A 26,682-nucleotide genomic window follows, 5' to 3' on the forward strand; every position below is an offset into this window, starting at 1 on the left:
TGGTGGTGACGCTTCAACGCATAACGTGTAGCAGCTGCCGAAGGCTGCGTTCGGCTGCGCAGCAGTCGTAAAACCAGACGATGCGGTGTGTCAGATTCACTGGGCGCTCCGGGTTTACGACTGCTGCGCAGCCGGACGCAGGCTTCGCCAGCTGCTACAGACCGCGTTACAGCGGGGATTAATCGCGGCGTGCACTGTCCGCAAGCGAGGTCGGCGAACGTAGGGCCGAGCCCAGTTCCACCTTGCTTTTGACGCCCAGCTGCAAATAGCAATTACGCAAATAAGTGCGCACTGTCGCGGGACTCAAGGCGAGGATTTTGGCGATTTCCTTGTAGGAATGACCGGCCGCGAACAGCATCGCGGCCGTGCGTTCCCGTGGTGCGAGCACCGCTCCGCGCGATTGCGCTTCGAGGGAGAGGATGACGTGGTCGGCGTTCGGGGTCAGGGTCAGTGCGCAGCGACCCAGGCGCATCACGCTGGGCGCTTTTGGCAGTTGCGCGATCACCTCGACGGGCAGCATCGAACCGCTCCACCCCGGGAACTCGCGCTGAATGGCGGCACACACGCTAGCCCCCACGTACAGCAAGCTGCCATCCATGCGCGCAACGCCGAAGTCTGTCGCGCCATTGCCCGTGTCGATCCGGATCATGTCCTGCACCTGGAATCGCCACAGCTGCAACAGGTGATCGCAGAAGGCTGAAAACAAACCGGACTCGCTGTCGTTGAATGCCGATGCGTGAAGACCGCGGTAAAGACAGACAAAGAACACCAGGCCGCTTTCAGGCAGTTCGAAGGTGATGCACATCAGATGGTAGAGGTCGTGCCGCCGTGCGAAATCGTTCACCTCCTCGCAGGGGTCGGTAAACCCACTGTCGCGCACGACTTCCCCGAGTTGGCTCAAGGTCTCATGGGAAAATCTGTCGTTGACCGCCACCTTGTGCCATTCGACAGCAAACGATTCGGGCAGATTGATTCGCCCGTGCATCCAGCTTTGAGCGGGTGCAGTGGCGTCCGCCGGTGACATCTCGCCCCACCAGGCTGAAGCGAAGGGCACCAGTTGGCTGAATGCATGCAGGCCGTCGGCGATGAATTGGGAGGCACCGCGATCGCGAGCCAGCCTTCCCAAGTGCAAAACACAACGATTGAACGCCTTCAGCGTTGCCATCGACGTATTGACGTCGACTTCATTCCCCTCCTCCATCGCGCTGATCCTGTTTGCTACACGGCGTATTATTTCGACGATGACATAGGCGGGGCACCGGCGTCCAGAGCGCTGCGGCAGCAACGAGGCTGGCTCTGTCGCTATATAGTTTTGTATATTTCACAGCTCAAATCCCCAAGACATCCTCATGAGCCGCATTCGTCAGCACAATCAGCACCTCATTCTGGCTGCAGCCAGCGCAGAGTTCGCCGCCAAAGGTTTCGATGTCACCCAGACCCGGGACATCGCGGCGCGCGCAGGGGTGCCGAAGGCGAATCTCTATGACTACTTCCAGAGCAAGGAGAACCTCTACGCCAAAGTCCTGCTCGGCTTTGTCGAGCCGCTGCTGGAAGCGTCGGCGGTCCTGCGCGAGAGCGACGATCCGTTGCTGGGATAAGGGCGAACATTGACGCGCGGATTCGCATTGCCCGGGAACATCCGCACATTGCGAAGGTGTTCAGTGGCGAGTTGTTGTTGGGGGCCAGGCAATTGCCTGAGGAGTGCCGCGACCTGTTGTTCGGCGAGGCCCAGCGCAATGTCGAATGTTTGCGCAGCTGGATTGATCGGGGAATGTTGGCGCCGGTGGATCCCGAACATTTGATGTTGTTCATCTGGTCAGCGACCCGGACGTACACCAATCTTGGGTGGCAGATGGCGCACATCACCGGGCGGCAGACGCTGCAGTATGCGGATTATGCAATGGCTGCGGCGACGGTTGTGGAGGCGAAAAGGGGCTTGTTGTTTGCCCCTTGAGAACGTTTGGGGCCGCGCCCGAGCACGGTCAGACCCAAAATGCCTGTCACACGAATGCCTATCTGTAGGTTGCTCGCGATGAACACAAGAGCGGCGCGTTAATTCAGAAAAAATGCGTCATCGTTGAGGTGCATCGCGAGCAAGCTCGCTCCTACAGTTTTGGTGATTTCAGATTGTGATTTTTCTGGCGGGTATGACATCGATACGTGCCACAGAACCGGTCAAGTGCGCCAAATCCTTGTTGTGCTCGGCGATAATGTCATCGGCAGGCATGTTGCCGTTGTCGACGGTAGAGTGGGCATCGGCTGCCAGCACCACGTCATAACCCAGTGACAGGGCCTGGCGAACGGTGGCGTTGACGCAATAATCAGTCTGCAGGCCGCAGATGATCAGACGATCGATATTCCGCTTTTGCAGCACTTGCCGCAGGCTTGTCTGGTAGAACGAATCCGGAGCGGTTTTGCGCACACGCAGGTCTTGCGGTGAAGTGTCCAGCCCTTCGGCCAGTTGCCAGCCTTCGCAACCGTGTTTCAGCAGGTCGCCCTCTTCATGCTGGATGAAAATGACGGGGATGTCGGCATTACGGGCCCTGGCGCTCAGTCCGTTGATGTTCTCGATAACGCCTTGGATCTCAAAGCATTCATATTCGCCAGCGCACAAGGCGCGTTGAACGTCGATGATCAGCAGTGCGGTAGCCATAGGAGTTCCTTCCTTGATCGGTCGATAGATCGGAAACAGATGTCGAATCCGTTCCCCATTTAACGTGTAGGAGCTGCCGCAGGCTGCGATCTTTTGATCTTTAGCGTCAAAAACAAAGATCAAAAGATCGCAACCTGCGGCAGCTCCTACAGGGTCGATGGCCTTGGATCTGCCTCAGTAGCCCAGCGACAACCCGGTATTACGCCGTGGATCGTTCGCCCCATAGAAGCGGTTCTTGCCCACCGGTTTGCCTTCCAGCGAAGGTGCCCCGACGAGAATCGCCGCCACATGGTTGGCGTCCTGCGGCCCGGCAAACTTGTGGCCCCAGCTTTCGAGGATCTTCACCGTATCCGGGCTGGTGGTAAAGGTTTCCAGGTTGGTTTCTTCCGGCAACCACTGCTGGTGGAAACGCGGGGCATCGACTGCTTCCTGGATGTTCATCCCGTAGTCGATCACATTGAGCATGGTCAGCAACGTGGCGGTGATGATGCGGCTGCCGCCGGGGGTGCCGACGACCATCACGACCTTGCCATCCTTGGTGACGATGGTCGGGCTCATGGACGACAACGGTGCCTTGCCGGGCGCGATGGCGTTGGCCTCGCCTTGCACGAGGCCGTACATGTTCGGCACGCCGATTTTCGAGGTGAAGTCGTCCATTTCATCGTTGAGGATAACCCCGGTTTTGCTGGCCATGACGCCGGCGCCGAACCAGTCGTTCAGGGTGTAGGTCACCGACACCGCGTTGCCCCATTTATCGACGATGGAGTAATGGGTGGTGTTGCTGCCTTCATGCGGCGCTACGCCGGGCTTGATCTCGCGGGACACACCGGCCTTTTTCGGGTCGATGGCGGTGCGCAATTTGGCGGCGTAGTTTTTGTCCAGCAGATGCGCGATCGGATTTTTCACGAAATCCGGGTCGCCGAGGTAGCTGTTGCGGTCCACGTACGCGTGGCGCATCGCCTCGATTTGATAATGCATGCCTTGGGCCGAGTGGTAACCCAGGTCTTTCATCGGATAGCCATCGAGGATGTTCATGATCTCGCAGATCACGACCCCACCGGAGCTTGGCGGCGGTGCCGAGACTACGTGGTAACCCCGATAATCGCACTCGATCGGCGCCAGTTCGCGGGTCTTGTATTTGTCGAGGTCAGCCTGGGTGATGATGCCCTTGTTGGCCTGGCTGGAGGTGACAATGGCGTCCGCGACCCAGCCTTTATAGAAGCCGTCGGCGCCCTTCTCGGAGATTTCCCGCAGGGTTTTGCCAAGGTCTTTCTGCACCAGTTTTTGCCCGACCTGCATTGGCTCGCCGTTGCTCAGGAAGATCGCGCCGGAATCCTTGATGTCCTTCTTGAACACGTCGGTGGCGTAATCCAGCAAATCGACATCGCCTTGTTCCAGCTCAAAGCCGTCTTCGGCGAGCTTGATGGCTGGCGCGATCACATCCTTGCGCGGCTTGGTGCCGTATTTCGACAGCGCCAGCTCCATGCCGGACACGGTGCCTGGCACGCCGACGGCCAGATGGCCACGCGTGCTCAGGTCTGGAACGACGTTGCCCTCCTTGTCGAGGTACATGTTGGCGGTGGCGGCCAGCGGTGCCTTTTCGCGGAAATCGAGGAAGGTTTTACGCCCGTCGGCCAGCTGAATGGTCATGAAACCACCACCCCCCAGGTTGCCCGCCGCGGGATACACCACCGCCAGCGCATAACCCACCGCGACGGCGGCATCGACGGCGTTGCCACCGTTCTTGAGCACATCGACGCCGACATGACTGGCCAGATGCTGGGCAGTGACGACCATGCCGTTTTCGGCGGCGACCGGCGCCACCGAGGCCGCGTAAGTGCTGAGGCAACTGAGCGCCAATGAGGTCGCAATCAGCGATTTGGCAAAAGGTTCGAACTTCATGAGTCGGTCTCTTTTTGTTTTTAGGCTCTGTAAAAAACAGAGAAAGCGCTTCAACAGCAGAAGCAAGTATGGCTGGGATTGCGCATTGCGCCTCCCCGTCGAGGCAGTATGCTTGCCACCTGTTTAGTGGTTTTTGGAGTACGCGCCGATGAGTTACACCTTCACCACCATGGCCTCCCCGGTCGGCGAATTGACGCTGGTCGCGAACGGTTCAAGACTGGCGGCCATCCTCTGGGAAAACGACAAACCGAACCGGGTGCGACTAGGGCCGATGAACAAAGCGCCAGACCAGCCGATCCTCGTGCGCGCCACGCAGCAGTTGCAGGAATACTTCGCTGGGACGCGTGATCGTTTTGAGCTGGAGCTGGATTTTTCCGGCACGGACTTTCAGAAAAGAGTCTGGGAGGCGCTGCTGACCATTCCGTTTGGCGAGACCCGCAGCTATAGCGAGATTGCCCGGCAGATCGGTAATCCCACTGCGGTCAGGGCCGTGGGCGCGGCGAATGGCAAAAATCCGATTTCGATTGTTGCACCGTGCCATCGGGTGATTGGCGCGTCGGGGAAGTTGACGGGGTTTGCCGGGGGACTGGAGGCGAAGCAGCTATTGCTCACGCTGGAAGGCGGGCAACCAGGCGAAACAGGCCGCCTCGAAGGCTTTTGATCTTTGTAGGAGCTGCCGCAGGCTGCGATCTTTTGATCTTGATTTTCATCGGATTTGAAGACGCTAAAGATCAAAAGATCAAAAGATCAAAAGATCGCAGCCTTCGGCAGCTCCTACAGGGACCGCATTTAGGCGAAGAGGTTTGTCATCGCCAGGGACCGCATTCAGGCGAAGAGGTTTGTCATCGCCAGGGATCGCATTCAGGCGAAGAGGTTTATCATCGCCAGGGACCGCATTCAGGCGAAGAGGTTTGTCATCGCCAGGGATCGCGTTCAGGCGAAGAGGTTTGTCATCGCCAGGGATCGCGTTCAGGCGAAGAGGTTTGTCATCGCCAGGGATCGCGTTCAGGCGAAGAGGTTTTTCATTGCGGCGTATTGCAGCAGCATGATGGTCTTCGCGTCGCAGATTTCACCGCGATAGAACGCCTCAAGCGCGTCGTCGAAGGCCCACTCCAGCACTTCCAGTTCTTCGGTTTCTTCCTCGAGCCCGCCACCGTCGCTGACCTTTGAAGCGGCGTCGTATTGCGCGACGAAAAAATGCAGCTTTTCCGTCACTGAGCCCGGGCTCATGTAGGCCTCGAACACCTTCTGCACATGGTGCACGCGGTAACCGGTCTCCTCCTCCGCCTCATCGCGGATGCGCTCTTCGGGTGCTGCCCCTTCGAGCAACCCCGCCGCCACTTCGATCAGCAAACCATCGTGACCGTTGACGAACACCGGCAATCTGAATTGTCGGGTCAGCACGACCGTTTTCTGTTCCCGATTGAACAGCAAAATGGCCGCGCCATTGCCACGGTCGTAAACCTCGCGGGTCTGGCGTTGCCATTCGCCGTTGTTGCGTTGGTAGTCGAAGGTAATTTTCTTGAGCAAATACCAGTCGTGGGACAACACCTGGGATTCGATGATGTTGACCCGCTCGGCTGTGTTCGACATGACAACGCATCCTTATTTCGTCAGAAGACCCGCATAGTAAGGGAAAAATGCGTTCAGGAAAGTTGAGCCTCGTATTCCTTCACATACTGCCCCGCGAGTGTCTCTTTCTGCTTGTCGTCGAGCAATTTTCCGGCCATCTGGAAGAACTTCTGCTCTTCCTCCTTCAGGTGGTGATGAACCTTCTCCGACAGCTTCTTCGCGGTCGCCAGCCAGGCTGGGCTGGACATCTCGGTCTTATCGAGTTCTTCCATCATCTCGTCCATTTCATGATGTTCGGAAATCGCATGGCGGCTGAGGTCGACGCCGTTATCGAATTCCATCAACGGGATGTAAAAGTGCCGTTCTTCGGCCGTTTCGTGGGCCTGGAGTTCGGACTTCAGTTGTTTGTAGGCCTCGACCCGTTCCGGGGTGTCGCCACTGGTCCGGATCAGCGCTTCGGCGTAAGAGCGTTGGCGGTCATGGCTTTCGCGCAGTGCTTCAAAAATGTTCACGGGGGTACCCTCATCGTCCGCGTTCTGGAATGACGCTCTAAAGGCTAGACAGCTGCACGCAAGCGACGGTTCCACTCAAGGGGCTGGAACAATCCCTTGGTCGCGCGTTACGCTTGAGGCCGCTGCACCCCTCTTAGCCATAAGGATTGAGCTGATGAACTTGCGAATCGAACAATCGCAAAACCCCACGGAGGACGAGAGGCAGGCGCTGCTCTTGCCATTGCGCGCCTATAACGCCGCTAAGGCCGGTGTCTCTATCGCAGAGCCAATTGCCTTGCTGGTCCGCGACAACAACGACGAGATTCTCGGCGGTCTGTATGGCCGGTTTTTTTATCAATGGTTGTACGTCGAACTGCTCTCGGTGCCGGAACAGGGTCGGGGACAGGGCATCGGCTCGAAGTTGATGCAGATGGCCGAAGACCAAGCGCTGGAGAAGGAATGCATCGGGATCTGGCTGGACACCTTCGAGTTTCAGGCGCCGGAGTTCTACAAGAAGCTCGGGTACAGCGAGCTGGGCCAGATCAGTGACTACCCGCCGGGCCACAAGCGCTTCTTTTTCCAGAAGCGCCTGATTAACGTTTAAGGCAAAAGATCGCAGCCTTCGGCAGCTCCTACAGGTTCGCAAATTTCTGTAGGAGCTGCCGCAGGCTGCGATCTTTTGGCCTTTTTACAGGCAGGTCGCCAGGGCCGCCAATCGGCGCTTGGCGACGAAGTCATCATGCTGCGCGTAGTAACTCAGCACCGTGCCCGAGGCGTCGGTGGTCACATCGACAAAAGACTCTGCCGAACGCGTATAAACCGTGGAACCACCCTTCTTGCCCGGTTGCAGATACGCCCCTGCATCGACACCAAACACGGCCTCGTCCTGCCAGGAAAACTGCACGCACTGGGCAACATCTTTTTCCGGCTTGTCCGAGTTCAGGGTTTTGTACGGGGTTCGCGTGCGGGCATCGTCCATCACCGAGCCAGCACATCCCGCCAGCAACGTCACGGCCAGCGCCACCATCAGAATTCGCATTGCGTTCGCTCATCAATAAAAAGCGGACTGTATCACCGTGGCACGGCGTATCGTTCTGCTTTACTTCATTTATACCGCGACACCGCGTGACGATTCGCGCACCCTGTCGCGCTATTAACGCCCTATCGCCCATTGTCCCGGGCTCATTTTTCTGGAAAGGCCATGACACCCAACGCCGAGTTTTACAAACCGACCGCTGAATACGCCGACAAGCTCATCAGCCAGATCGGTCAGACGCCTTCCTGGATCGCCAAGCGAATCGGCGTCACCGACAAGCGGATTCGTTACATCCTCGATGGCGAAAGAACCGTCAAGGGCGAAACGACGCCGATCCAAATGACTTACCCCGAGCAGTTTGCCCTCGAGTGCCTGGCCGCTGCGGCCAAGGCCAGCAAGAAGCAGAATTCGTAACCCGTTTTCAAGGAGCGACCATGGCGGCAACCGAACAGCAACACGAACAGGCGCTGACAAAATTTCTCGATGAGCGCCCGGAACTGCGCCACGAACTCGACAACCTCAACCCGCTGATGGCACAGGCCAAGGGCGAAACCCCGGCGCAGTATCGCGACGAGCGCCTGCATGAAGCCTTCGAAGCGGAGGCCGAGCGTCTGGGCTTGTTTGCCTGGGAATTGACGCTGCAATTGACGGCGGCCACCGCCGAGGACTATCTGGCCCAGCGTATGGAAGTGCACAAGGAAGTGGCCGAGATGGCCGGCATGGACTGGCTGGAATATTGCGAGTTATATGGATTAGGCAAGTAACCGTCGCTGCTCAAGGATGCCTCCACCGATGCTGCCTTCACCCTCCAGTCACCGCGCCAGTCCGGGTCATCTGCACACCCAGAAATGGCGCGGCCGCATCGGCCTGTCGCTGGTCGCCAGCCTCTCGGTGCTCGCCGGCATGACCGACGCCATCGGCTTCATGGCCAGTGGCGATTTCGTTTCGTTCATGAGCGGCAACACCACGCGCCTGGCCGTGGCGATCAGCGACGGCGATCTCGGGCTGACCCTGCGCCTGCTGATCCTAGTGGCCACGTTCATCGTCGGCAACGCCTTGGGCATCGTCGTCAGCCGCCTCGGTGGCCGTCGCGCGTTGCCCTTGTTGTTGTGTATCGCGATGCTGCTGTGTGCCGCCGCGGCCTGGCCGTATGACGAACAATTGCCAGCGTTACTGGCGGCGATCATCGCCATGGGCATGCTCAATGCCGCCGTGGAAGAGGTGAACGGCCTGCCCGTTGGCCTGACCTACGTCACCGGCGCCCTGTCGCGCTTCGGCCGTGGGCTGGGGCGCTGGTTGCTTGGCGAGCGACGCAATGGCTGGCGGGTCCAGTTGATTCCGTGGACCGGGATGTTTGCCGGCGCGGTGCTTGGCGCTCTTCTGGAGCATCAGCTCGGGCTCAAGGCGCTGTTCGTCAGCGGTTTGCTGGCCGGCGTGCTGGGCCTGCTGTCGCTGAAAATCCCAAGGCGTTGGCAGTTGGGCTACATGCCGCGCTGAGCCCTTGATTCACTGTAGGAGCTGCCGCAGGCTGCGATCCTTTGACTTTGCTTTTTAAAAAACAAGATCAAAAGATCGCAGCCTTCGGCAGCTCCTACAGGTGGATTGATGGCAAACGCCCTTCGCCGCCCCGTCGATAAAGCATTATCATGGCCGCAGTTTTGCTGATCGAGTCCGTCATGAAGTTCGCCATCGCGCTGTTTTCCGCCGCTCATGCGCCCTCCTCGCGCCGCGCCTTGCTGTTCGCCCAGGCCGCGCTGGCCGGCGGGCATGAGATTGTCCGGCTGTTTTTCTACCAGGACGGCGTTTATAACGCCTCCGGCAGCGTGGTCACGCCTCAGGACGAGCAGGACTTGCCCAAGCAATGGCGCACGTTCGTCGCCGAGCACCAGCTGGACGGCGTCGTCTGCATCGCCGCCGCCCTGCGCCGTGGCGTGCTCAATGAAGAAGAAGCCAAGCGCTATCAGCGTGACGCCGTGGCGGTTGACGCACCTTGGGAGCTGTCCGGCCTCGGCCAGTTGCATGACGCGGTTCAAGACGCTGACCGCCTGATCTGTTTTGGGGGCGCGTGACATGCCTAAATCCTTGCTGATCATCAGCCGCCAGGCGCCGTGGTCCGGGCCAAATGCGCGGGAAGCGCTGGACATCGTCTTGGCCGGCGGCGCTTTCGACCTGCCAATCGGCCTGCTGTTTCTCGATGACGGCGTGTTCCAGCTCGCGGCGAAACAGGACGCCAAGGCCCTGCAGCAGAAAGACCTGAGCGCCAACCTGCAAGCCTTGCCGATGTTCGGTGTCGAAGACCTGTTCGTTTGTGGCGACAGCGCCATTGAACGCGGTCTGGACCCGAGCGGTTTGTCCCTTGAGGAAGCCCAGGTGCTGGCCGCTGACGAAATCAACGCACTCATTGACCGTTACGACCAGGTGATCACCCTCTGATGTCGACTTTGCATGTGTTGTCTCATTCCCCATTCGGCGACGACCGCCTGACCAGTTGCCTGCGTGTGATCGGTCCCAACGATGCGCTGTTGCTGACGGGCGACGCGGTGTATGCGTTGCAACCCGGCACCACGCCGCGCTCTGCGCTGAACACCCGCAACCCGACGTTGTTCGTGTTGGCCGAAGACGCCCAGGCTCGCGCCCTGGCGATTCCTGACACGGCCAAGGCCATCGACTATCCGGCCTTCGTCGAGCTGTCGATTCACTACGACAAGGTCAACAGTTGGCTATGAATTCCCTGACAGTCGGCGCACGCGCCATTGAGCTGGACAAAGACGGTTTCCTGGTCGACCTCGGCGACTGGTCCAACGACGTGGCCGCCGCCCTCGCCGCCGCCGAAGACATCGAGTTGAGCCCTGAACATTGGGAAATCCTCGAACTGCTGCGCAGTTTCTACGCCGAATTCCAGCTGTCCCCGGCAACTCGCCCGTTGATCAAGTACACCGCCATCAAGCTCGGCCCGCTAAAAGGTAACAGCCTGCACCTGAACCGACTGTTCAAAGGCACCCCTGCCAAACTCGCCGCGAAACTGGCGGGCCTGCCCAAACCGACGAATTGCTTATGACCGACTACCCAGCGCTGACCCTGCAAACGCCTGCCGAACATCCATTCGCCCAGTTCGTGCGGATCCTCGGCAAAGGCAAACGGGGTGCCCGCGACCTGACTCGCGAAGAAGCCCGGGTCGCCATGGGCATGGTGCTCGACGACAAGGTCGAGGACACGCAGCTCGGTGCGTTTCTGATGCTGCTGCGGCACAAGGAAGAAAGCGCCGAGGAAATGGCCGGGTTCACCGAAGCCTTGCGCGAACGCCTGCAGGCCCCGACCCTGAATGTTGACCTGGACTGGCCGACGTATGCCGGCAAGAAGCGTCATCTGCCGTGGTATCTGCTGGCAGCCAAGTGCCTGGCGCAGAACGGCGTGCGGATTTTCATGCACGGCGGTGGCGCACACACGGCCGGCCGGTTGTACAGCGAGCAATTGCTGGATCAGCTGAGCATCCCGCTGTGTCGCAACTGGCAACAGGTCGGGGCTGCGCTCGATAACGGCGGCCTGGCGTTCATGCCGCTGGTGGACTGGGCCCCTCAACTCCAGCGCATGATCGATCTGCGCAATACCTTGGGCTTGCGTTCACCGATCCATTCCCTGACACGCATTCTCAATCCACTGCGCGCGCGCTGCGGCCTGCAAAGCATTTTCCATCCCGGCTACCAGGCTGTGCATCGCGATGCCAGTGGCTTGCTCGGCGACACCGCCATTGTGGTCAAGGGCGACGGCGGCGAGATCGAGATCAACCCGGATGCCGACAGTCACTTGTACGGCACCACCGGCGGTGAAAGCTGGGATGAGGAATGGCCGCAGCTGTCGAGCCAGCGCCACGTCAAACCCGCCTCGCTCGACCCCGAGCACATGAAAGCCGTATGGCGCGGTGACGTGGTCGACAGCTACCCGCAAATGGCCCTGATCGCGACCATGGCCCTGGCCTTGCGCGGCCTCGGCCAGACTCGCGAGCAAGCCTTCGAAACGGCCCGGCACTACTGGGACGCGCGAGACAGATCGATTTAATCGATCATCAACGCCCAACCTTTGCGCTATTTTATCGAACCTATGGGAATAGACTTCTCTCCAACGCTTATCGGTTGAGGAGTCTTGAACATGGGTTTGTTAGTTGAAGGTCGCTGGCATGACCAGTGGTACGAAAGCAGCAAGGACGGCGCGTTCCAACGCGAACAGGCGCAACGTCGCCACTGGGTGACCGCTGACGGCAAGCCGGGCCCGAGCGGTGTCGGTGGTTTTGCAGCCGAAGCCGGGCGCTATCATCTCTACGTATCACTCGCCTGTCCGTGGGCGCACCGCACGCTGATCTTGCGCAAGCTCAAAGGCCTCGAAAACCTGATCGACGTCTCGGTGGTCAGTTGGCTGATGCTGGAAAACGGCTGGACGTTCGACCAGAGCCTTGGCTCCACCGGCGACAAACTCGATCACTTCAACTTCATGCACCAGCGCTACACCGCCGATACGGCCGACTACACCGGCCGCGTGACCGTGCCGGTGCTCTGGGACAAGCAGCAGAATCGCATCGTCAGCAACGAATCGGCGGAGATCATCCGCATGTTCAACAGCGCCTTTGATGACCTGACGGGCAATGACCTGGACTTCTACCCGGAACCCCTGCGCAGCGAAATCGATGCGTTGAACGAACGGATTTATCCGGCCGTGAACAACGGCGTGTATCGCGCCGGATTTGCCACGTCGCAGATGGCTTATGAAGAAGCGTTCGATGGTTTGTTTGCGGAACTGGATCGACTGGAAACGCTGCTCGGCGCCAATCGTTATCTGGTGGGCGAATACCTGACCGAGGCGGATATTCGGCTGTTCACCACGATCATTCGTTTTGACGCGGTGTACCACGGGCACTTCAAGTGCAACCTGCGGCGGATTGCCGATTATCCGAATCTGTCGAACTGGCTACGGGAGATTTATCAGTGGCCGGGGATTGCCGAGACGGTGAGTTTAGAGCACATCAAGAATCACTATTACGGCAGTCACAAGACCATCAACCCGACGGGGGTGGTGCCGAAAGGACCGGCGCAGGACTTCACTGTGGCGCACGATCGGGCGCGGTTGAGCGGGAAAGGGGTTTGGCGCAGAAGTTAAGATCAAAAGATCGCAGCCTTCGGCAGCTCCTACAGGGGGATCGTGCAATCCTGTAGGAGCTGCCGGAGGCTGCGATCTTTTTCCAACAGACACATCAGACTTGTGATTGGGCGCCTTCAAACCACGCCAGTTTTTCGCGCAACTGCACCACTTCCCCAACGATCACCAGCGTCGGCGCATGCACTTCATGCTCCGCCACCAGCCGCGGAAGGTCCGCCAACGTGCCGGTAAACACCCGCTGATTAACGGTGGTGCCCTGCTGAATCAACGCCGCCGGGGTATCCGCCCCTCGACCATGCTTGATCAACTGTTCGCAGATGATCGGCAAGCCCACCAGCCCCATGTAAAACACCAGGGTTTGTGCCGGCGCGACCAGGTCGGCCCACGGCAAATCGGTAGAGCCATCCTTCAGGTGCCCCGTGACAAACCGCACCGACTGCGCGTAATCGCGATGGGTCAGCGGAATCCCGGCATACGCCGCACAACCGCTGGCCGCCGTGATGCCCGGCACGACCTGGAACGGGATGCCATGGGCCGCCAGTTCTTCAATCTCCTCACCGCCACGCCCGAAGATGAACGGATCGCCGCCCTTCAACCGCACCACGCGCTTGCCCTGTTTGGCCAGGTCCACCAATTGCTGGTTGATCTGATCCTGCGGCACTGCGTGATCGGCGCGACGCTTGCCGACGTAAACCCGCTCGGCATCGCGTCGGCATAATTCCAGAATCGCCGGCGCCACCAAGCGGTCATACAGCACCACATCGGCTTGTTGCATCAGGCGCAGGGCACGGAAGGTCAGCAGGTCCGGGTCACCCGGCCCTGCGCCCACCAGATACACCTCGCCAGTCGTCACCGGCGCTTCGCCATCAATTTTTGCCTGCAGCAGACGCTCGGCTTCGGCGCCCTGCCCGGCCAGTTGCCGGTCGGCAATCGGGCCCTGGAACACATCTTCCCAGAACGCCCGACGCTGTTGCACATCCGGGAACAGTCCTTTGACCTGGTTGCGAAAACGCGCCGCCAGACCAGCCAATTGCCCGTAGGTGGAAGGAATCCAGGTTTCGATCTTGGCGCGGATCAGCCGCGCCAGCACCGGTGCATCGCCGCCGCTGGACACTGCAATAATCAAGGGAGAACGGTCGACGATGGCCGGGAAAATCACGCTGCACAACGCGGGCGCATCCACCACATTGACCGGCACGCAACGCCGATGAGCATCGGCAGACACCTGTGCGTTCAGCGGTTCATCGTCGGTGGCGGCGATGATCAGCCCGCAACCGTCCAGATCCGCTTCGACGTAGCCCCGCAACAGGCACTCGCCACCGCTGCCGGCCACCAGTTCACGCAGTTGCGGTTCTATTTCAGGCGCGACCACCCGCAGCAGCGCACCGGCTTCGGCCAGCAGGCGGGATTTGCGCAAGGCAATTTCCCCCCCACCGACGACCAACACACGACTGCCGCGAAGGTTATGAAACAGCGGCAGATAGTCCATTTAGCCGATGACCTCAAGGCCACCCATGTACGGTTTCAGCACCTCAGGCACACGGATCGAACCGTCGGCCTGCTGGTAGTTTTCCAGCACGGCAACCAGGGTACGACCGACCGCCAGACCCGAACCGTTCAGGGTGTGAACCAGTTCAGGCTTGCCGGTTTCGGGGTTACGGAAACGCGCTTGCATACGACGGGCCTGGAAATCGCCGCAGTTGGAGCACGACGAAATCTCGCGGTACTTGTCCTGGCTCGGAATCCACACCTCCAGGTCGTAGGTCTTGACCGCGCTGAAGCCCATGTCACCGGTGCACAGGGCAATCGTGCGATAAGGCAGTTCCAGCAATTGCAGGACTTTCTCGGCGTTGGCAGTCAGGCCTTCCAGCGCTTCCATCGAGGTCGACGGCTCAACGATCTGGACCATCTCGACCTTGTCGAACTGGTGCTGGCGAATCATGCCGCGCGTATCGCGACCCGACGCACCGGCTTCACTGCGGAAGCACGGCGTGTGGGCGACGAACTTGATCGGCAGCAGTTTCGAATCGACGATCTCACCAGCCACGATGTTGGTCAGCGACACTTCAGCGGTCGGGATCAGGTACAGGTCGGCTTCGCCTTCGCGCGCGATCTTGAACAGGTCTTCTTCGAATTTCGGCAGTTGACCGGTGCCTTGCAGCGCCGGCGCTTGAACCAGGTAAGGCGTGTAGGCCTCTTCGTAACCGTGTTCGCTGGTGTGCAGGTTGATCATGAACTGTGCCAGGGCGCGGTGCATACGCGCGATCGGGCCGCGCAGCAGGGCAAAACGCGCGCCGGACAGTTTGGCCGCGGTTTCGAAGTCCAGCCAGCCGAATTTCTCGCCCAGCGCAACGTGGTCCTGAACCGGGAAATCGAACGCAGCCGGGGTGCCCCAGCGGCGCACTTCGACGTTGTCTTCTTCATCTTTACCGACCGGCACCGATTCGTGCGGCAGGTTTGGAATGCCGAGCAGGATCGAGTCCAGATCGGTCTGGATCCCGTCCAGCTCGACTTTACCGGCGCCCAACTCGTTGGCCATGCGCTCGACATCCGCCATCAACGGCGCGATGTCTTCGCCGCGCTGCTTGGCCTGACCGATGGATTTGGAACGCGCATTACGCTCAGCCTGCAGTGCTTCGGTGCGGGTCTGGACGGTCTTGCGCTGTTCTTCCAGCGCTTCGATGCGCGCAACATCCAGGGCAAAGCCACGGGATGCCAAGCGGTCCGCTACGTCCTGAAGGTTGCTACGTAACAGTTTGGAATCGAGCATGTCGGTCTCTCGTTTATCAAAGTTTGGTCAAGGATAGGCCAGCCCAGGTGGCGAGCAGCCCGCCGAATACGCTGATCGCCGCATAGCCCAGGGCCAGCGGCACTTGCCCGCTTTCCAGCAGGCGCACCGTATCCAGTGAAAAGGATGAAAAAGTGGTCAGCCCCCCGAGGAAGCCGACCATCAACCCGGCACGCACCTCAATCGGCACTTCCGGGCGTATCAAAAACAGGCCGTATAGAACGCCGATCAGCAAACAGCCCACGATATTAACGGCCAGCGTAGCGGTATAGAAGTGCCGTGGCCAATTTGCGTTGACCCAATTACCGGTGGCAAAGCGCAACAGTGTGCCGGCAATCCCGCCGACGGAAACCGCAACGATCAAAGGAATCACTATTTTCTCCGCTGCCGGGGGCTTAGACGGTCAAGTTGTGCGAGGTGATTGAGCTTCTCGCCGATCTTCAATTCCAGGCCACGTGGCACCGGTTGATAGAACGGCTGCGGTTCGAGTTCTTCCGGGAAATAGTCTTCGCCAGCGGCGTAGGCGTCCGGTTCATCGTGGGCATAACGGTATTCGTCGCCATAGCCGAGCTGCTTCATCAGCTTGGTCGGCGCATTGCGCAGGTGCAGCGGCACTTCCAGAGAACCGTGTTCGGTGGCGCTGCGCATCGCAGCTTTGAAACCCATATAGACCGCGTTGCTTTTCGGCGCGCAGGCCAGATACGTGATGGCTTGGGCCACCGCCAGCTCGCCTTCGGGGCTGCCAAGGCGCTCTTGCACTTCCCACGCGGCCAGGCACAGGCTCAGCGCGCGCGGGTCGGCATTGCCGATGTCTTCGCTGGCCATGCGCACCACGCGTCGGGCCAGGTACAGCGGATCGCAACCGCCGTCGATCATTCGCGCGAACCAGTACAACGCGCCGTCGGGATTGGAGCCACGCACCGATTTGTGCAGCGCGGAAATCTGGTCGTAAAACGCTTCGCCGCCCTTGTCGAACCGCCGACGGGTATCGCCCAGCAGGCTTTGCAGCAGATCGACGCCGATTTCGCTGTTGTCTTCGGCGAGGTCCGAGGCGTTTTCCAATAGGTTTAGCAGGCGCCGGCCATCGCCATCGGCGGCGGACAACAGCATCTGGAAGCCTTCATCGCTGAGGGTCAGTTGCCGCTTGCCCAAGCCACGTTCTTCGGTCAGCGCGCGATGCACCAGTTTGCGCAGGGCCGCTTCGTCGAGGCTTTTCAGCACGTAGACGCGCGCCCGGGAGAGCAAGGCGTTATTCAATTCGAACGAGGGGTTTTCGGTGGTCGCGCCGATGAAAATCAGCGTGCCGTCTTCGACATACGGCAGGAATGCATCCTGCTGCGACTTGTTGAAACGGTGCACTTCATCGACGAACAGGATGGTGCGCTTGCCGTACTGACCGGCCTGTTGCTTGGCGATTTCCACGGCCTGACGGATTTCCTTCACGCCAGCCAATACCGCCGACACCGTCTCGAAGTGCGCATCCGAGACTTCCGCCAGCAACCGCGCCAGGGTGGTCTTACCCACGCCCGGCGGGCCCCAGAAAATCATCGAGTGCAGGGCACCCTGCTCCAGCGCCTCGCGCAAAGGCTTGCCGCGAGCGAGCAGGTGTTCCTGACCGACGTACTCGTCCAGATTGGCCGCACGCAAGCGGGCGGCCAAGGGCTGAGCAATCGGGGCACTGCGAAACAGGTCCATCACTCTTATGAAACCTCACTGGTTTTACATACCCTGTAGGAGCGAGCTCGCTCGCGAAAAACCTGAGTACGCCGCGCTGTGTCAGCGCGGCCATCGTTATCGTTGACGACCATCGCGAGCAAGCTCGCTCCTACAAGGGTTCTGCGTTTTATTCCTGGATGACGTCGGCACCCTTGGGGATGTCGAACTTGAACTTGGACGCCGGGATCGGCTCGTTGGCCTTCACACCGGTGAACAGGATATTGGTGCGCTGGCCGACGCTGTCGATCAGTTGCATGTCATTGACCAGGCCGTTACGGAACGACAGGCGCAGGCTGTCGAAGAGGGTGTCCTTGGTTTTCGGCTTCAAGGTGAAGTCGATCACGCCGCCGGCTTCCTTGGCGCTGATATCGAAGCTCTGGCTGATCTTGGACACATCACCGGACAGCAGCAGCGCCGGGGTCTGACTCAAACGCAGGTCGAGCGTCTTGATCGTGGCCTGTTCCAGGTCAGGGTCCCACAGCGTCACCTTCTTGCCGTCGGAGACCACGGTTTGCTCTTGCGGTGCGTCGGTGTGCCAGTAGAACAGGCCCGGACGCTGCAGCGACATCTGACCGGCGGTTTCCTGCAACTGGGTGCCGCTACCGTCGAGGGTCAGCTGGGAGAAACGCGCGGTCAGGGTCTGGGATTTTTCCAGCAGTTGGGTCAGACGCGCCACGTCCTTGTCATCGGCGTTAGCCTGGAGCGTGGTCAAAGCCAGTACCGGCAGCAACAGCATGCGGATAAGACGCATGGGAGTCCTCTTAACATTCGTGGGGAGAGCGGGTAGCGCATCGGCGCCACCCTTTTTCAATTCAAATCAGTCGCGTACCGGGCCAGGCGCCAGGACTTCACGCGAACCGTTGGTATTCATGGACGTCACGACCCCGGCCATTTCCATGGATTCGATCATGCGCGCAGCGCGGTTGTAGCCGATTTTCAGCTTGCGCTGAACCGCAGAAATGGAGGCGCGACGGCTTTCCAGGACGAACTGCACCGCTTCGTCGTACAGGGCATCGGTTTCAGCATCGTCATCACCGCCGCCACCGCCATTTTCAAAGCCACTGCCCGCCTCTTCGACACCGGCGAGGATCTCGTCGTTGTATTCCGGCGCACCGCGCAGCTTCCAGGCCTCGACCACTCGGTGAACTTCGTCATCGGAGACGAAAGCACCGTGGACACGAATTGGCAGACTGGTGCCCGGTGGCATGTAGAGCATGTCACCGTGGCCCAGCAATTGTTCGGCGCCGCCCTGGTCGATGATGGTCCGCGAATCGATCTTGCTCGACACCTGGAACGCCATGCGCGTCGGAATGTTGGCCTTGATCAGACCGGTGATCACGTCGACCGACGGACGCTGGGTCGCGAGGATCAAGTGGATGCCCGCAGCACGGGCCTTCTGGGCGATACGGGCGATCAGTTCTTCAACTTTCTTGCCGACGATCATCATCATGTCGGCGAATTCGTCGACGACCACGACGATGGTCGGCAGCTTGGTCAGCAGCGGCGCTTCGTCGTGAATGCTTTCGCGCTTATACAACGGATCGGTCAGCGGCGTGCCGGCGTCCTGGGCTTCCTTGACCTTGGCGTTGAAGCCGGACAGGTTTCGTACCCCCATCTTCGCCATCAGTTTGTAGCGACGCTCCATCTCCGCCACGCTCCAGCGCAGGGCGTTGGCTGCGTCTTTCATGTCGGTCACGACCGGGCAGAGCAAGTGCGGAATGCCCTCGTAGATCGACAGCTCAAGCATTTTCGGGTCGATCATGATCAGCTTGGCATCTTCCGGGCCGGACTTGAACAGGATCGACAGGATCATCGCGTTCACACCCACCGACTTACCGGAACCGGTCGTACCGGCCACCAGCAAGTGCGGCATTTTTGCCAGGTCGGTGATGACCGGTTTGCCGCCGATGTCGTGACCGAGGGCGAGCGTGACCGGGGATTTGAAGTTGTCGTACTCAGGCGTCGACAGCACTTCGGAGAAGCGCACGATCTGGCGGTCTTCGTTCGGGATCTCGATACCAACGGTGGTCTTGCCTGGGATTACTTCCACCACGCGCACGCTGGTCACGGCCAGGGAACGCGCCAGGTCTTTCGCCAGGTTGGAAATGCGGCTGACCTTGACGCCCGCCGCTGGCTGGATTTCGTAACGGGTAATCACCGGGCCCGGGTGAATCGAGTCCACAGAGACTTCGACGCCGAATTCCTTGAGCTTGATTTCCAGCAAGTGGCCGACGGCTGCCAGCGACTCCGGGGAATAGTTGAGTTGTTTCTTTTCGGCCGGGTCGAGAATCGAGATCGGCGGCAAGGTGCCTTCGACGGCGCTGTCGACGAACAGTGGCGCCTGTTTCTCTTTTTCGACGCGTTTGCTCGGAGCGGCGGGTTTGGGCGGCGCAGGCGCAATCACTGGCGGCACCTGCTTCTCGCGCTCCAGCATGTGTTTGCTCAGCGCTTGTTCACGCTCGATCAAACGTTCCTTGACCTTGGCTTGTTCGCGCTTGTCGGTAACGGTCGGCGCGACCACGTCATGCACGCGGTCGTCGACTTCACGCAACTGTGCAACGAGGTGCTTGCGTTCGACACGGGCCGCCCACCAGCGATTGGCCGCGCCCTGGAACAATTCGAACAGGTCGAGGGTGATCTTGCCGGTGACGTCCATCACCTTGAACCACGACAGGTCGGTGAACACCGTCAGGCCGAACAGGAACAGCGCGATGAACAGCAGCGTGCTGCCCTGGATATTCAGGGCATTCTTGGCCAGGTCACCCAGGCTTTCGCCCAACGCGCCGCCAGCACCGGCCGGCAGACCGGTCGCCGCGTGGAAGTGGATGTGCGCCAGGGCTGCGCCCGACAGCACCAGGAACACCAGGCCGATCAGGCGCCAGGAAAACAGCCACCCGCTCCACTGCCACTGCTCGTGGCGTTGACGGAAGATCTGATACGCCTTGATCGCCAGCAACAGCGGAAATATGTAGGCGAAGTAACCCAGCACCATGAACAGGATGTCGGCGCTGTAGGAGCCGACCGGCCCACCGAAGTTCTGCACATCGTCGATCTTGCTGTTATGGCTCCAGCCCGGATCGTCCTTGCCGTAGGTCAACAAGGCCATCATCAGGAACAGGCACAACCCGCCGATGGCGATCAATGCACCTTCCTTGAGCCGGTAGTGCAAGTGTTGGCGCCAGAGCGGAACGACGACTGTTTTGGGTGCTGCGGTGGATTTCTTCAAAACGCTACTTTTCCTGCGCCTATGGCGCGTCCATCTGTTGAATGACTATAAAAAACTGCCCAATCCAGGCAGGTAAAAAAGTTAACAGGCGTAACTGGGACTACTTTTAACACTGCGCCCCGGTTTTTATAAACACGGCGCACACTGAATATTACGTAACAAGCAGGCATTGTACGGGTTTGTTCGTCCGATGCCATGCTTGAGACTCTTGGTTGCAGCATAGCCAATTGCGCATTACGCGCGGTTCAATTTGAGCATGCATTCTCTTTTGTGACAAAGGCTTATGAGGTGTTTTTATGAGCGAAGCGAAGCATTCACGCTTGATCATTCTGGGTTCCGGCCCTGCCGGTTACAGCGCAGCCGTTTATGCCGCCCGCGCCAACCTCAAACCCGTTGTCATCACCGGCATACAGGCAGGTGGCCAGCTCACCACCACCGTCGAAGTCGACAATTGGCCTGGTGACGTCGAAGGCCTCACCGGACCTGTGCTGATGGAACGCATGCAAAAACACGCCGAGCGTTTTGACACAGAGATCGTCTACGACCACATCCATACTGCCAAGTTGCAACAACGCCCGTTCGAACTTACCGGCGACAGCGGCACTTACACGTGTGATGCGCTGATCATTGCCACCGGCGCCTCGGCGCAATACCTGGGGTTGCCGTCGGAAGAAACCTTTGCCGGCAAAGGCGTTTCTGCCTGCGCAACGTGCGATGGTTTCTTCTACCGCAATCAAGTGGTCGCGGTTATTGGCGGCGGCAATACCGCCGTTGAAGAGGCCCTGTATCTGTCGAACATTGCCAAGGAAGTTCATCTGATCCACCGCCGCGACAAGTTGCGCTCGGAGAAGATTCTTCAGGACAAACTCTTTGAAAAAGCCGCCAACGGCAATATTCGCCTGCACTGGAACCAGAATCTCGACGAAGTACTGGGTGATGCCAGCGGCGTCACCGGCGCACGCCTGCGGGACAGCCATACAGGACAAACCAGTGAATTGCCGCTGACCGGAGTGTTCATCGCCATCGGCCACAAGCCCAATACCGATCTGTTCGAAGGCCAACTGGACATGCGTAACGGCTATCTATTGATCAAGGGCGGCAGCGAAGGTGACGCCACTTCCACCGCTATCCCAGGCGTGTTCGCGGCGGGTGATGTGGCCGATCACGTTTACCGCCAGGCCGTCACGTCGGCCGGCGCCGGTTGCATGGCCGCCCTCGACGCCGAAAAATACCTCGACGACATTCCGACCGTTTGACGGCACACTTCACGGCGGGCCGATCAGCCCGCCACTGCCCTCCCCTTCTGTAAGCCCGGATACCATGCTGACTTGGTTACAACGCAACACCCTGACCTTCCCGCCCCTGGAAAAAGCCATGCGCGACCCCAACGGGCTGTTGGCGGCGGGCGGCGATCTGTCCGCCGATCGCTTGATCCAGGCGTATCGCCACGGCTGCTTTCCATGGTTCTCGGAAGGCCAGCCGATTCTCTGGTGGTCGCCGGATCCACGCACGGTGCTGTTTCCCGACGAACTGCATGTGTCGCGCAGCCTGAACAAGCTGCTGCGCCAACAGCGCTATCAAGTGACCTTCGATCGGGATTTTACCGCTGTCATTCAAGCGTGCGCCGCGCCACGGGATTACGCCGATGGCACCTGGATCACCGAAGCGATGCAAAACGCCTATCTCGACCTGCACACGCGCGGCTACGCGCATTCGGTGGAAGTCTGGGACGACGGGGAACTGGTGGGCGGGCTCTATGGCTTGGCGATGGGCCAGTTGTTTTTCGGTGAATCCATGTTCAGTCGCGCCGACAACGCCTCGAAGTTTGGCTTTGCCACACTGGTCCGGCATCTGAAAGACTCGGGTTTTGTGCTGATCGACTGCCAGATGCCGACCGACCACCTGCACAGTCTCGGCGCCCGAGCGATTCCGCGCAGCGCGTTTGCCGGCTACCTTGCCCAGCATCTGGACCAACGCAACAGCGCCACCTGGGTTTGCTGAGCGACTTTTGCGCGAGTGGCTTACACTTAATTCAAAGCTTATCCCGAGGGTTGATCATGACCGAGTTGGCGCGTTTGAAGTTTTATGCCACTCAGCCCCACTCTTGCAGCTATCTGCCCGAGGAACAGGCCACTACGCTGTTTCTCGACCCTAGCCAGCCCATGGATGTGCATGTCTACGCAGACCTGTCCGAAATGGGTTTTCGTCGCAGTGGCGATCATCTCTACCGGCCTCATTGCCAGAATTGCAATGCGTGCGTACCGGCGCGGATCCCTGTGGCGCAGTTTGAGCCCAACCGTCAGCAGAAACGCATTTTCAAGCGCAACGTCGATTTGCAGGTGCGCCCGGCCAAACCGCAATTCAGCGAAGAATATTTCGACCTCTATCAGCGCTATATCGAACAGCGCCATGCCGATGGCGACATGTACCCGCCCAGTCGCGATCAGTTTTCGACGTTCCTGGTCCGAGATCTGCCATTTTCACGGTTCTACGAATTCCGCCTCGACGGCCGCTTGCTCGCAGTCGCCGTCACGGACCTGCTGCCGAACGGCCTGTCGGCGGTCTACACCTTCTACGAGCCCGCCGAAGAACGCCGCAGCCTGGGGCGTTACGCGATCCTCTGGCAAATCACCGAGGCCCGGCGGCTGAGACTGGAAGCGGTCTATCTGGGCTACTGGATCAAAAACTGCAAAAAGATGAGCTACAAGACGCAATATCGCCCTATCGAACTGCTGATTAATCAGCGCTGGGTCATCCTGAACTAGAGCAGGCCCTAAACCCCTTGGCGTAAACCCCATTTTTCGGGCACAATGCACGCCGCTTTTGCCTGGCGCAGTTGCACCGGGCCATTCATTGGACACCGAGGGCTTTACTGCATGTCGAAAGAAGACAGCTTCGAAATGGAAGGCACTGTCGTCGACACCCTGCCCAACACCATGTTTCGTGTGGAGTTGGAAAATGGGCACGTCGTAACCGCGCATATCTCCGGCAAGATGCGCAAGAACTACATCCGTATTCTTACCGGTGACAAAGTGCGCGTCGAGCTGACGCCCTATGACTTGAGCAAAGGGCGCATCACTTACCGCGCTCGCTAAGGTAGGAGCGAGCTTGCTCGCGAAAAACCTGAGAGCACCGCGTCAAGTCAGATTCCCCGCTTCATCGTTGACGACCATCGCGAGCAAGCTCGCTCCTACACTGATAGGGCCCGCTCGCTAATCAAGTCAATACAAGACGCCCGGCTTTTGCCGGGCGTTTTTGTTTGTCTGCGATTTGACGAATATCCCTGTAGGAGCTGCCGAAGGCTGCGATCTTTTGATTTTTAGGATCAAAAGATCGCAGCCTTCGGCAGCTCCTACAGGGATTTTGGGCAGCAAAAAGGCGCCTTTCGGCGCCTTTATGTTTTGTTGCGGTTAACGTCAGGCCATTTCAGCCGTGGTCTCGAACTCGAAGGTCAGCTCGCCGTCCTTGAGATCGATGTGCACCACCCCACCATGGTCGGCCAGCTCGCCAAAGAGAATCTCTTCCGCCAGCGGACGCTTGATCTTGTCCTGGATCAAACGCGCCATCGGCCGAGCACCCATTGCCGAGTCGTAACCTCCCGCCGCCAGCCAACTGCGCGCAGCGTCTGTCACTTCCAGCTGCACACGCTTGTCTTCCAACTGCGCCTGAAGCTCGGTAAGGAACTTGTCCACCACGCTTTTGATGACCTCATGACTGAGTCGACCAAACTGGATAATGGTGTCCAGACGGTTACGGAATTCCGGCGTGAAGCTCTTCTTGATCACTTCCATCGCATCGGACGAGTGGTCCTGATGGGTGAAACCGATCGACGCACGCGCTGCGGTTTCGGCACCGGCGTTGGTCGTCATGATGACGATCACGTTACGGAAGTCCGCCTTGCGCCCGTTGTTATCGGTCAACGTACCGTGGTCCATCACCTGCAACAGCAAGTTGAAGACTTCCGGATGCGCCTTCTCGATCTCATCGAGCAACAGCACGCAGTGAGGCTGCTTGGTGATGGCTTCGGTCAGCAGACCGCCCTGATCGAACCCGACATAACCTGGAGGTGCACCGATCAGACGCGATACGGTGTGGCGCTCCATGTACTCGGACATGTCGAAACGGACCAGTTCGATGCCCAACGCCTTGGCCAACTGCCGCGCCGCTTCGGTTTTACCGACACCGGTAGGCCCTGCGAACAGGAACGAACCGACAGGCTTGTCAGGCGACTTGAGGCCGGCACGGGACAGTTTGATCGCGGTCGACAGCGAGTCGATCGCCGCATCCTGACCAAACACCGTCAGCTTCAGGTCACGCTCAAGATTACGCAGCAGTTCTTTGTCGGAACTGGTGACGTGCTTAGGCGGAATCCGCGCGATTTTCGCGACGATGTCCTCGACTTGAGGCACTTCGATGCGTTTTACGCGCTTCTCGATCGGTTGCAGGCGCTGGTAGGCACCCGCCTCGTCGATCACGTCGATGGCCTTGTCCGGCATGTGCCGGTCATTGATATAACGCGATGCCAGTTCGGCAGCGGCACGCAACGCTTCATCGCTGTATTCGATGTTGTGGTGCGCTTCGAAACGACCTTTCAGGCCGCGCAGGATGCCGATGGTGTCTTCCACCGAAGGCTCCGACACGTCGACCTTCTGGAAGCGCCGGGCCAAGGCTCGGTCCTTCTCGAAGATCCCGCGGAATTCCTGGAACGTGGTCGAGCCGATGCAGCGGATATCGCCGGACGACAGCAACGGTTTCAGCAGGTTCGAGGCATCCATGACGCCACCTGACGCGGCACCCGCACCGATGATGGTGTGGATTTCGTCGATGAACAGGATCGCCTGCGGACGTTTTTTCAGCTCATTGAGCAACGCCTTGAAGCGCTTCTCAAAATCGCCGCGGTATTTGGTCCCGGCCAGCAAGGCACCCAGATCGAGGGAATACACCACGCTGTTGGCCAGCAGATCCGGCACCTGGTTGTCGACAATGCGTTTGGCCAGGCCTTCGGCGATCGCGGTTTTACCCACGCCTGCCTCGCCCACCAGCAGCGGATTGTTTTTGCGACGACGCGCCAGGATCTGCGCGACACGCTCGACTTCGAGCTCACGGCCTACCAATGGATCGATTCGACCCTGGCGTGCGAGTTCGTTGAGGTTGCTGGCATAAGCATCCAGAGGATTGCCTGAAGAAGAAGACTCACCGCCCTCGTCGTCCTGCATATCTTGCTCACCTTCAGAGTGATCGCCATGCCCGGGCACTTTGGAAATGCCATGAGCGATGTAGTTGACGACATCAATGCGCGCAACGCTCTGCTGTTTCAGCAGGAACACTGCCTGACTCTCTTGCTCACTGAAGATCGCAACCAGCACATTGGCGCCAGTCACTTCGCGTTTACCCGAGCTCTGTACGTGGAAAACAGCACGCTGCAGAACACGCTGGAAGCCCAGGGTTGGTTGGGTCTCGCGATCCTCGTCATGGACAGGGATCAACGGCGTGGTGGAGTCGATGAACTCCTGCAGGTCATGCTTGAGTTTGTCGAGGTTTGCGCCGCAGGCACGCAAAACGGTGGCGGCAGCCTCATTGTCCAATAGGGCCAGCAGGAGGTGTTCGACGGTCATGAACTCATGACGTTTCGAACGAGCCTCCTTGAAGGCAAGATTGAGGGTGACTTCGAGCTCGCGGTTTAACATAGCTTCACCTCATACCCAAGTGTCCGGCGATTAACCGTCCTTCTCGATTTCACAGAGTAGCGGATGCTGGCTTTCCCTGGCGTACTGGTTGACCTGCATGGCCTTGGTCTCGGCGATGTCGCGGGTAAACACTCCACATACTGCCCGTCCTTCTGTGTGGACGGCCAGCATGACCTTGGTCGCCAGCTCGCGATTCAGGTTAAAAAACACCTCGAGCACTTCGACGACGAAATCCATCGGTGTGTAGTCATCATTAAACAAAACCACCTTGTACATCGGCGGTGCCTGTAAAGCAGGCTTCGCCTCCTGAACAGCAATGCCTGCGGAATCGTCGTCGTGTTCCTCCGGGTGGTCCTTCTGGAGAGTCGGGCGATCCTGATTGAATGTTAGTCGAATCTGGCTGATTGCATGCATGGAAAGAAAGGTTCGTCAGTTGTGCGAATACAGTAGTGGGGACGGTTAT

Annotated in this window: 31 protein-coding genes; 17 read left to right on the forward strand and 14 right to left on the reverse strand. The window is 59.3% G+C overall.

Going from position 1 to position 26,682, the window contains the following annotated elements; genetic code table 11:
- Positions 1–178: 178 nt before the first annotated feature.
- The gene (locus ACA052_RS18595; protein ID WP_497650358.1) at positions 179–1,201 is read right to left on the reverse strand and encodes a helix-turn-helix transcriptional regulator; all 1,023 of its coding nucleotides are present in this window, start codon (positions 1,199–1,201) and stop codon (positions 179–181) included.
- A 148-nt stretch (positions 1,202–1,349) separates the two neighbouring features.
- Here ACA052_RS18595 and ACA052_RS18600 point away from each other — a divergent pair, with 148 nt between their 5' ends.
- Entirely contained in the window at positions 1,350–1,598 is a 249-nt protein-coding gene (locus ACA052_RS18600) for a TetR/AcrR family transcriptional regulator (protein ID WP_497646200.1), read from the forward strand.
- Between the two features lie 47 nt (positions 1,599–1,645).
- Positions 1,646–1,954, forward strand: coding sequence for a TetR family transcriptional regulator C-terminal domain-containing protein (locus ACA052_RS18605; protein WP_497650359.1), 309 nt, complete (start codon positions 1,646–1,648; stop codon positions 1,952–1,954).
- A gap of 168 nt (positions 1,955–2,122) precedes the next feature.
- Here ACA052_RS18605 and ACA052_RS18610 read toward each other — a convergent pair whose 3' ends face one another.
- Both ACA052_RS18610 and ggt read right to left on the reverse strand, forming a co-directional pair.
- Complete coding sequence (locus ACA052_RS18610) at positions 2,123–2,653, reverse strand: cysteine hydrolase family protein (RefSeq protein ID WP_497646201.1); 531 nt, start codon at positions 2,651–2,653, stop codon at positions 2,123–2,125.
- A 174-nt stretch (positions 2,654–2,827) separates the two neighbouring features.
- The gene (gene ggt, locus ACA052_RS18615) at positions 2,828–4,555 is read right to left on the reverse strand and encodes a gamma-glutamyltransferase (protein ID WP_497646202.1); all 1,728 of its coding nucleotides are present in this window, start codon (positions 4,553–4,555) and stop codon (positions 2,828–2,830) included.
- A 148-nt stretch (positions 4,556–4,703) separates the two neighbouring features.
- Between ggt and ACA052_RS18620 the strand changes: the two genes are divergently transcribed.
- Positions 4,704–5,216: a methylated-DNA--[protein]-cysteine S-methyltransferase gene (locus tag ACA052_RS18620; protein WP_497646203.1), complete on the forward strand. Its 513-nt coding sequence runs from the start codon at positions 4,704–4,706 to the stop codon at positions 5,214–5,216.
- A 344-nt stretch (positions 5,217–5,560) separates the two neighbouring features.
- On the opposite strand, the gene ACA052_RS18625 is transcribed toward ACA052_RS18620, so the two are convergent.
- On the reverse strand, positions 5,561–6,148 hold the full coding sequence (locus ACA052_RS18625; RefSeq protein ID WP_497646204.1) for an NUDIX domain-containing protein: 588 nt from the start codon (positions 6,146–6,148) through the stop codon (positions 5,561–5,563).
- A gap of 53 nt (positions 6,149–6,201) precedes the next feature.
- Positions 6,202–6,639, reverse strand: coding sequence for a hemerythrin domain-containing protein (locus tag ACA052_RS18630; protein WP_497646205.1), 438 nt, complete (start codon positions 6,637–6,639; stop codon positions 6,202–6,204).
- A gap of 154 nt (positions 6,640–6,793) precedes the next feature.
- Here ACA052_RS18630 and ACA052_RS18635 point away from each other — a divergent pair, with 154 nt between their 5' ends.
- Positions 6,794–7,222 carry a GNAT family N-acetyltransferase gene (locus ACA052_RS18635; protein ID WP_497646206.1) on the forward strand — a complete coding sequence of 143 codons (429 nt, stop codon included), beginning with the start codon at positions 6,794–6,796 and terminating at the stop codon, positions 7,220–7,222.
- An 84-nt stretch (positions 7,223–7,306) separates the two neighbouring features.
- Here the strand turns inward: ACA052_RS18635 and ACA052_RS18640 are convergent, their stop codons facing one another.
- Complete coding sequence (locus ACA052_RS18640; protein WP_497646207.1) at positions 7,307–7,657, reverse strand: hypothetical protein; 351 nt, start codon at positions 7,655–7,657, stop codon at positions 7,307–7,309.
- Between the two features lie 162 nt (positions 7,658–7,819).
- Between ACA052_RS18640 and ACA052_RS18645 the strand changes: the two genes are divergently transcribed.
- The 9 genes from ACA052_RS18645 (at position 7,820) to ACA052_RS18685 (ending at position 12,802) form a co-directional block, all read left to right on the forward strand.
- Positions 7,820–8,068: a hypothetical protein gene (locus tag ACA052_RS18645; protein WP_497646208.1), complete on the forward strand. Its 249-nt coding sequence runs from the start codon at positions 7,820–7,822 to the stop codon at positions 8,066–8,068.
- A 20-nt stretch (positions 8,069–8,088) separates the two neighbouring features.
- Positions 8,089–8,418 carry a DUF6388 family protein gene (locus ACA052_RS18650; protein ID WP_497646209.1) on the forward strand — a complete coding sequence of 110 codons (330 nt, stop codon included), beginning with the start codon at positions 8,089–8,091 and terminating at the stop codon, positions 8,416–8,418.
- Between the two features lie 28 nt (positions 8,419–8,446).
- Positions 8,447–9,151 (forward strand): YoaK family protein, encoded by a 705-nt coding sequence (locus tag ACA052_RS18655; protein ID WP_497646210.1) that lies wholly within the window; start codon positions 8,447–8,449, stop codon positions 9,149–9,151.
- 179 nt (positions 9,152–9,330) lie between these two features.
- Complete coding sequence (tusD, locus tag ACA052_RS18660; protein WP_497650360.1) at positions 9,331–9,723, forward strand: sulfurtransferase complex subunit TusD; 393 nt, start codon at positions 9,331–9,333, stop codon at positions 9,721–9,723.
- A 1-nt stretch (position 9,724) separates the two neighbouring features.
- On the forward strand, positions 9,725–10,087 hold the full coding sequence (tusC, locus tag ACA052_RS18665) for a sulfurtransferase complex subunit TusC (RefSeq protein ID WP_497646211.1): 363 nt from the start codon (positions 9,725–9,727) through the stop codon (positions 10,085–10,087).
- Positions 10,087–10,380, forward strand: a complete 294-nt coding sequence (tusB, locus tag ACA052_RS18670) for a sulfurtransferase complex subunit TusB (protein ID WP_497646212.1) — start codon at positions 10,087–10,089, stop codon at positions 10,378–10,380. Before tusC ends, tusB begins: the two co-directional genes overlap by 1 nt.
- Positions 10,377–10,712, forward strand: coding sequence for a TusE/DsrC/DsvC family sulfur relay protein (locus ACA052_RS18675; protein ID WP_497646213.1), 336 nt, complete (start codon positions 10,377–10,379; stop codon positions 10,710–10,712). Before tusB ends, ACA052_RS18675 begins: the two co-directional genes overlap by 4 nt.
- Positions 10,709–11,710 carry a glycosyl transferase family protein gene (locus ACA052_RS18680; protein WP_497646214.1) on the forward strand — a complete coding sequence of 334 codons (1,002 nt, stop codon included), beginning with the start codon at positions 10,709–10,711 and terminating at the stop codon, positions 11,708–11,710. Before ACA052_RS18675 ends, ACA052_RS18680 begins: the two co-directional genes overlap by 4 nt.
- 90 nt (positions 11,711–11,800) lie before the next feature.
- Positions 11,801–12,802, forward strand: a complete 1,002-nt coding sequence (locus tag ACA052_RS18685) for a glutathione S-transferase family protein (protein ID WP_497646215.1) — start codon at positions 11,801–11,803, stop codon at positions 12,800–12,802.
- A 94-nt stretch (positions 12,803–12,896) separates the two neighbouring features.
- Here ACA052_RS18685 and cysG read toward each other — a convergent pair whose 3' ends face one another.
- From cysG to ACA052_RS18715, 6 genes are all read right to left on the reverse strand, one after another.
- Entirely contained in the window at positions 12,897–14,291 is a 1,395-nt protein-coding gene (gene cysG / locus ACA052_RS18690; protein ID WP_497646216.1) for a siroheme synthase CysG, read from the reverse strand.
- Complete coding sequence (serS, locus tag ACA052_RS18695; protein ID WP_497646217.1) at positions 14,292–15,572, reverse strand: serine--tRNA ligase; 1,281 nt, start codon at positions 15,570–15,572, stop codon at positions 14,292–14,294.
- Positions 15,573–15,588: 16 nt separating this feature from the next.
- Positions 15,589–15,963, reverse strand: a complete 375-nt coding sequence (crcB, locus tag ACA052_RS18700; protein ID WP_217830445.1) for a fluoride efflux transporter CrcB — start codon at positions 15,961–15,963, stop codon at positions 15,589–15,591.
- Positions 15,963–17,285: a replication-associated recombination protein A gene (locus tag ACA052_RS18705; protein WP_027925133.1), complete on the reverse strand. Its 1,323-nt coding sequence runs from the start codon at positions 17,283–17,285 to the stop codon at positions 15,963–15,965. The genes crcB and ACA052_RS18705 overlap by 1 nt, the downstream gene beginning before the upstream one ends.
- 148 nt (positions 17,286–17,433) lie before the next feature.
- Entirely contained in the window at positions 17,434–18,057 is a 624-nt protein-coding gene (lolA, locus tag ACA052_RS18710) for an outer membrane lipoprotein periplasmic chaperone LolA (RefSeq protein WP_497646218.1), read from the reverse strand.
- 66 nt (positions 18,058–18,123) lie between these two features.
- Positions 18,124–20,532: a DNA translocase FtsK gene (locus tag ACA052_RS18715; protein WP_497646219.1), complete on the reverse strand. Its 2,409-nt coding sequence runs from the start codon at positions 20,530–20,532 to the stop codon at positions 18,124–18,126.
- Positions 20,533–20,828: 296 nt separating this feature from the next.
- On the opposite strand from ACA052_RS18715, the gene trxB reads away from it, so the two are divergent.
- From trxB to infA, 4 genes are all read left to right on the forward strand, one after another.
- Complete coding sequence (gene trxB, locus ACA052_RS18720; protein ID WP_497646220.1) at positions 20,829–21,788, forward strand: thioredoxin-disulfide reductase; 960 nt, start codon at positions 20,829–20,831, stop codon at positions 21,786–21,788.
- 64 nt (positions 21,789–21,852) lie between these two features.
- A complete protein-coding gene (gene aat, locus ACA052_RS18725) occupies positions 21,853–22,533 on the forward strand; it encodes a leucyl/phenylalanyl-tRNA--protein transferase (RefSeq protein WP_497646221.1) in 681 nt (226 codons plus the stop codon).
- A gap of 56 nt (positions 22,534–22,589) precedes the next feature.
- Entirely contained in the window at positions 22,590–23,297 is a 708-nt protein-coding gene (locus ACA052_RS18730; protein WP_497646222.1) for an arginyltransferase, read from the forward strand.
- Positions 23,298–23,408: 111 nt separating this feature from the next.
- Positions 23,409–23,627: a translation initiation factor IF-1 gene (gene infA / locus ACA052_RS18735; RefSeq protein WP_002553999.1), complete on the forward strand. Its 219-nt coding sequence runs from the start codon at positions 23,409–23,411 to the stop codon at positions 23,625–23,627.
- A gap of 321 nt (positions 23,628–23,948) precedes the next feature.
- Here the strand turns inward: infA and clpA are convergent, their stop codons facing one another.
- Together clpA and clpS are read right to left on the reverse strand one after the other, a co-directional pair.
- On the reverse strand, positions 23,949–26,219 hold the full coding sequence (clpA, locus tag ACA052_RS18740) for an ATP-dependent Clp protease ATP-binding subunit ClpA (RefSeq protein WP_007946437.1): 2,271 nt from the start codon (positions 26,217–26,219) through the stop codon (positions 23,949–23,951).
- Between the two features lie 30 nt (positions 26,220–26,249).
- Positions 26,250–26,633: an ATP-dependent Clp protease adapter ClpS gene (gene clpS / locus ACA052_RS18745; protein WP_034146919.1), complete on the reverse strand. Its 384-nt coding sequence runs from the start codon at positions 26,631–26,633 to the stop codon at positions 26,250–26,252.
- Positions 26,634–26,682 lie beyond the last annotated feature (49 nt).

This window comes from Pseudomonas sp. LBUM1644 (assembly GCF_059716195.1).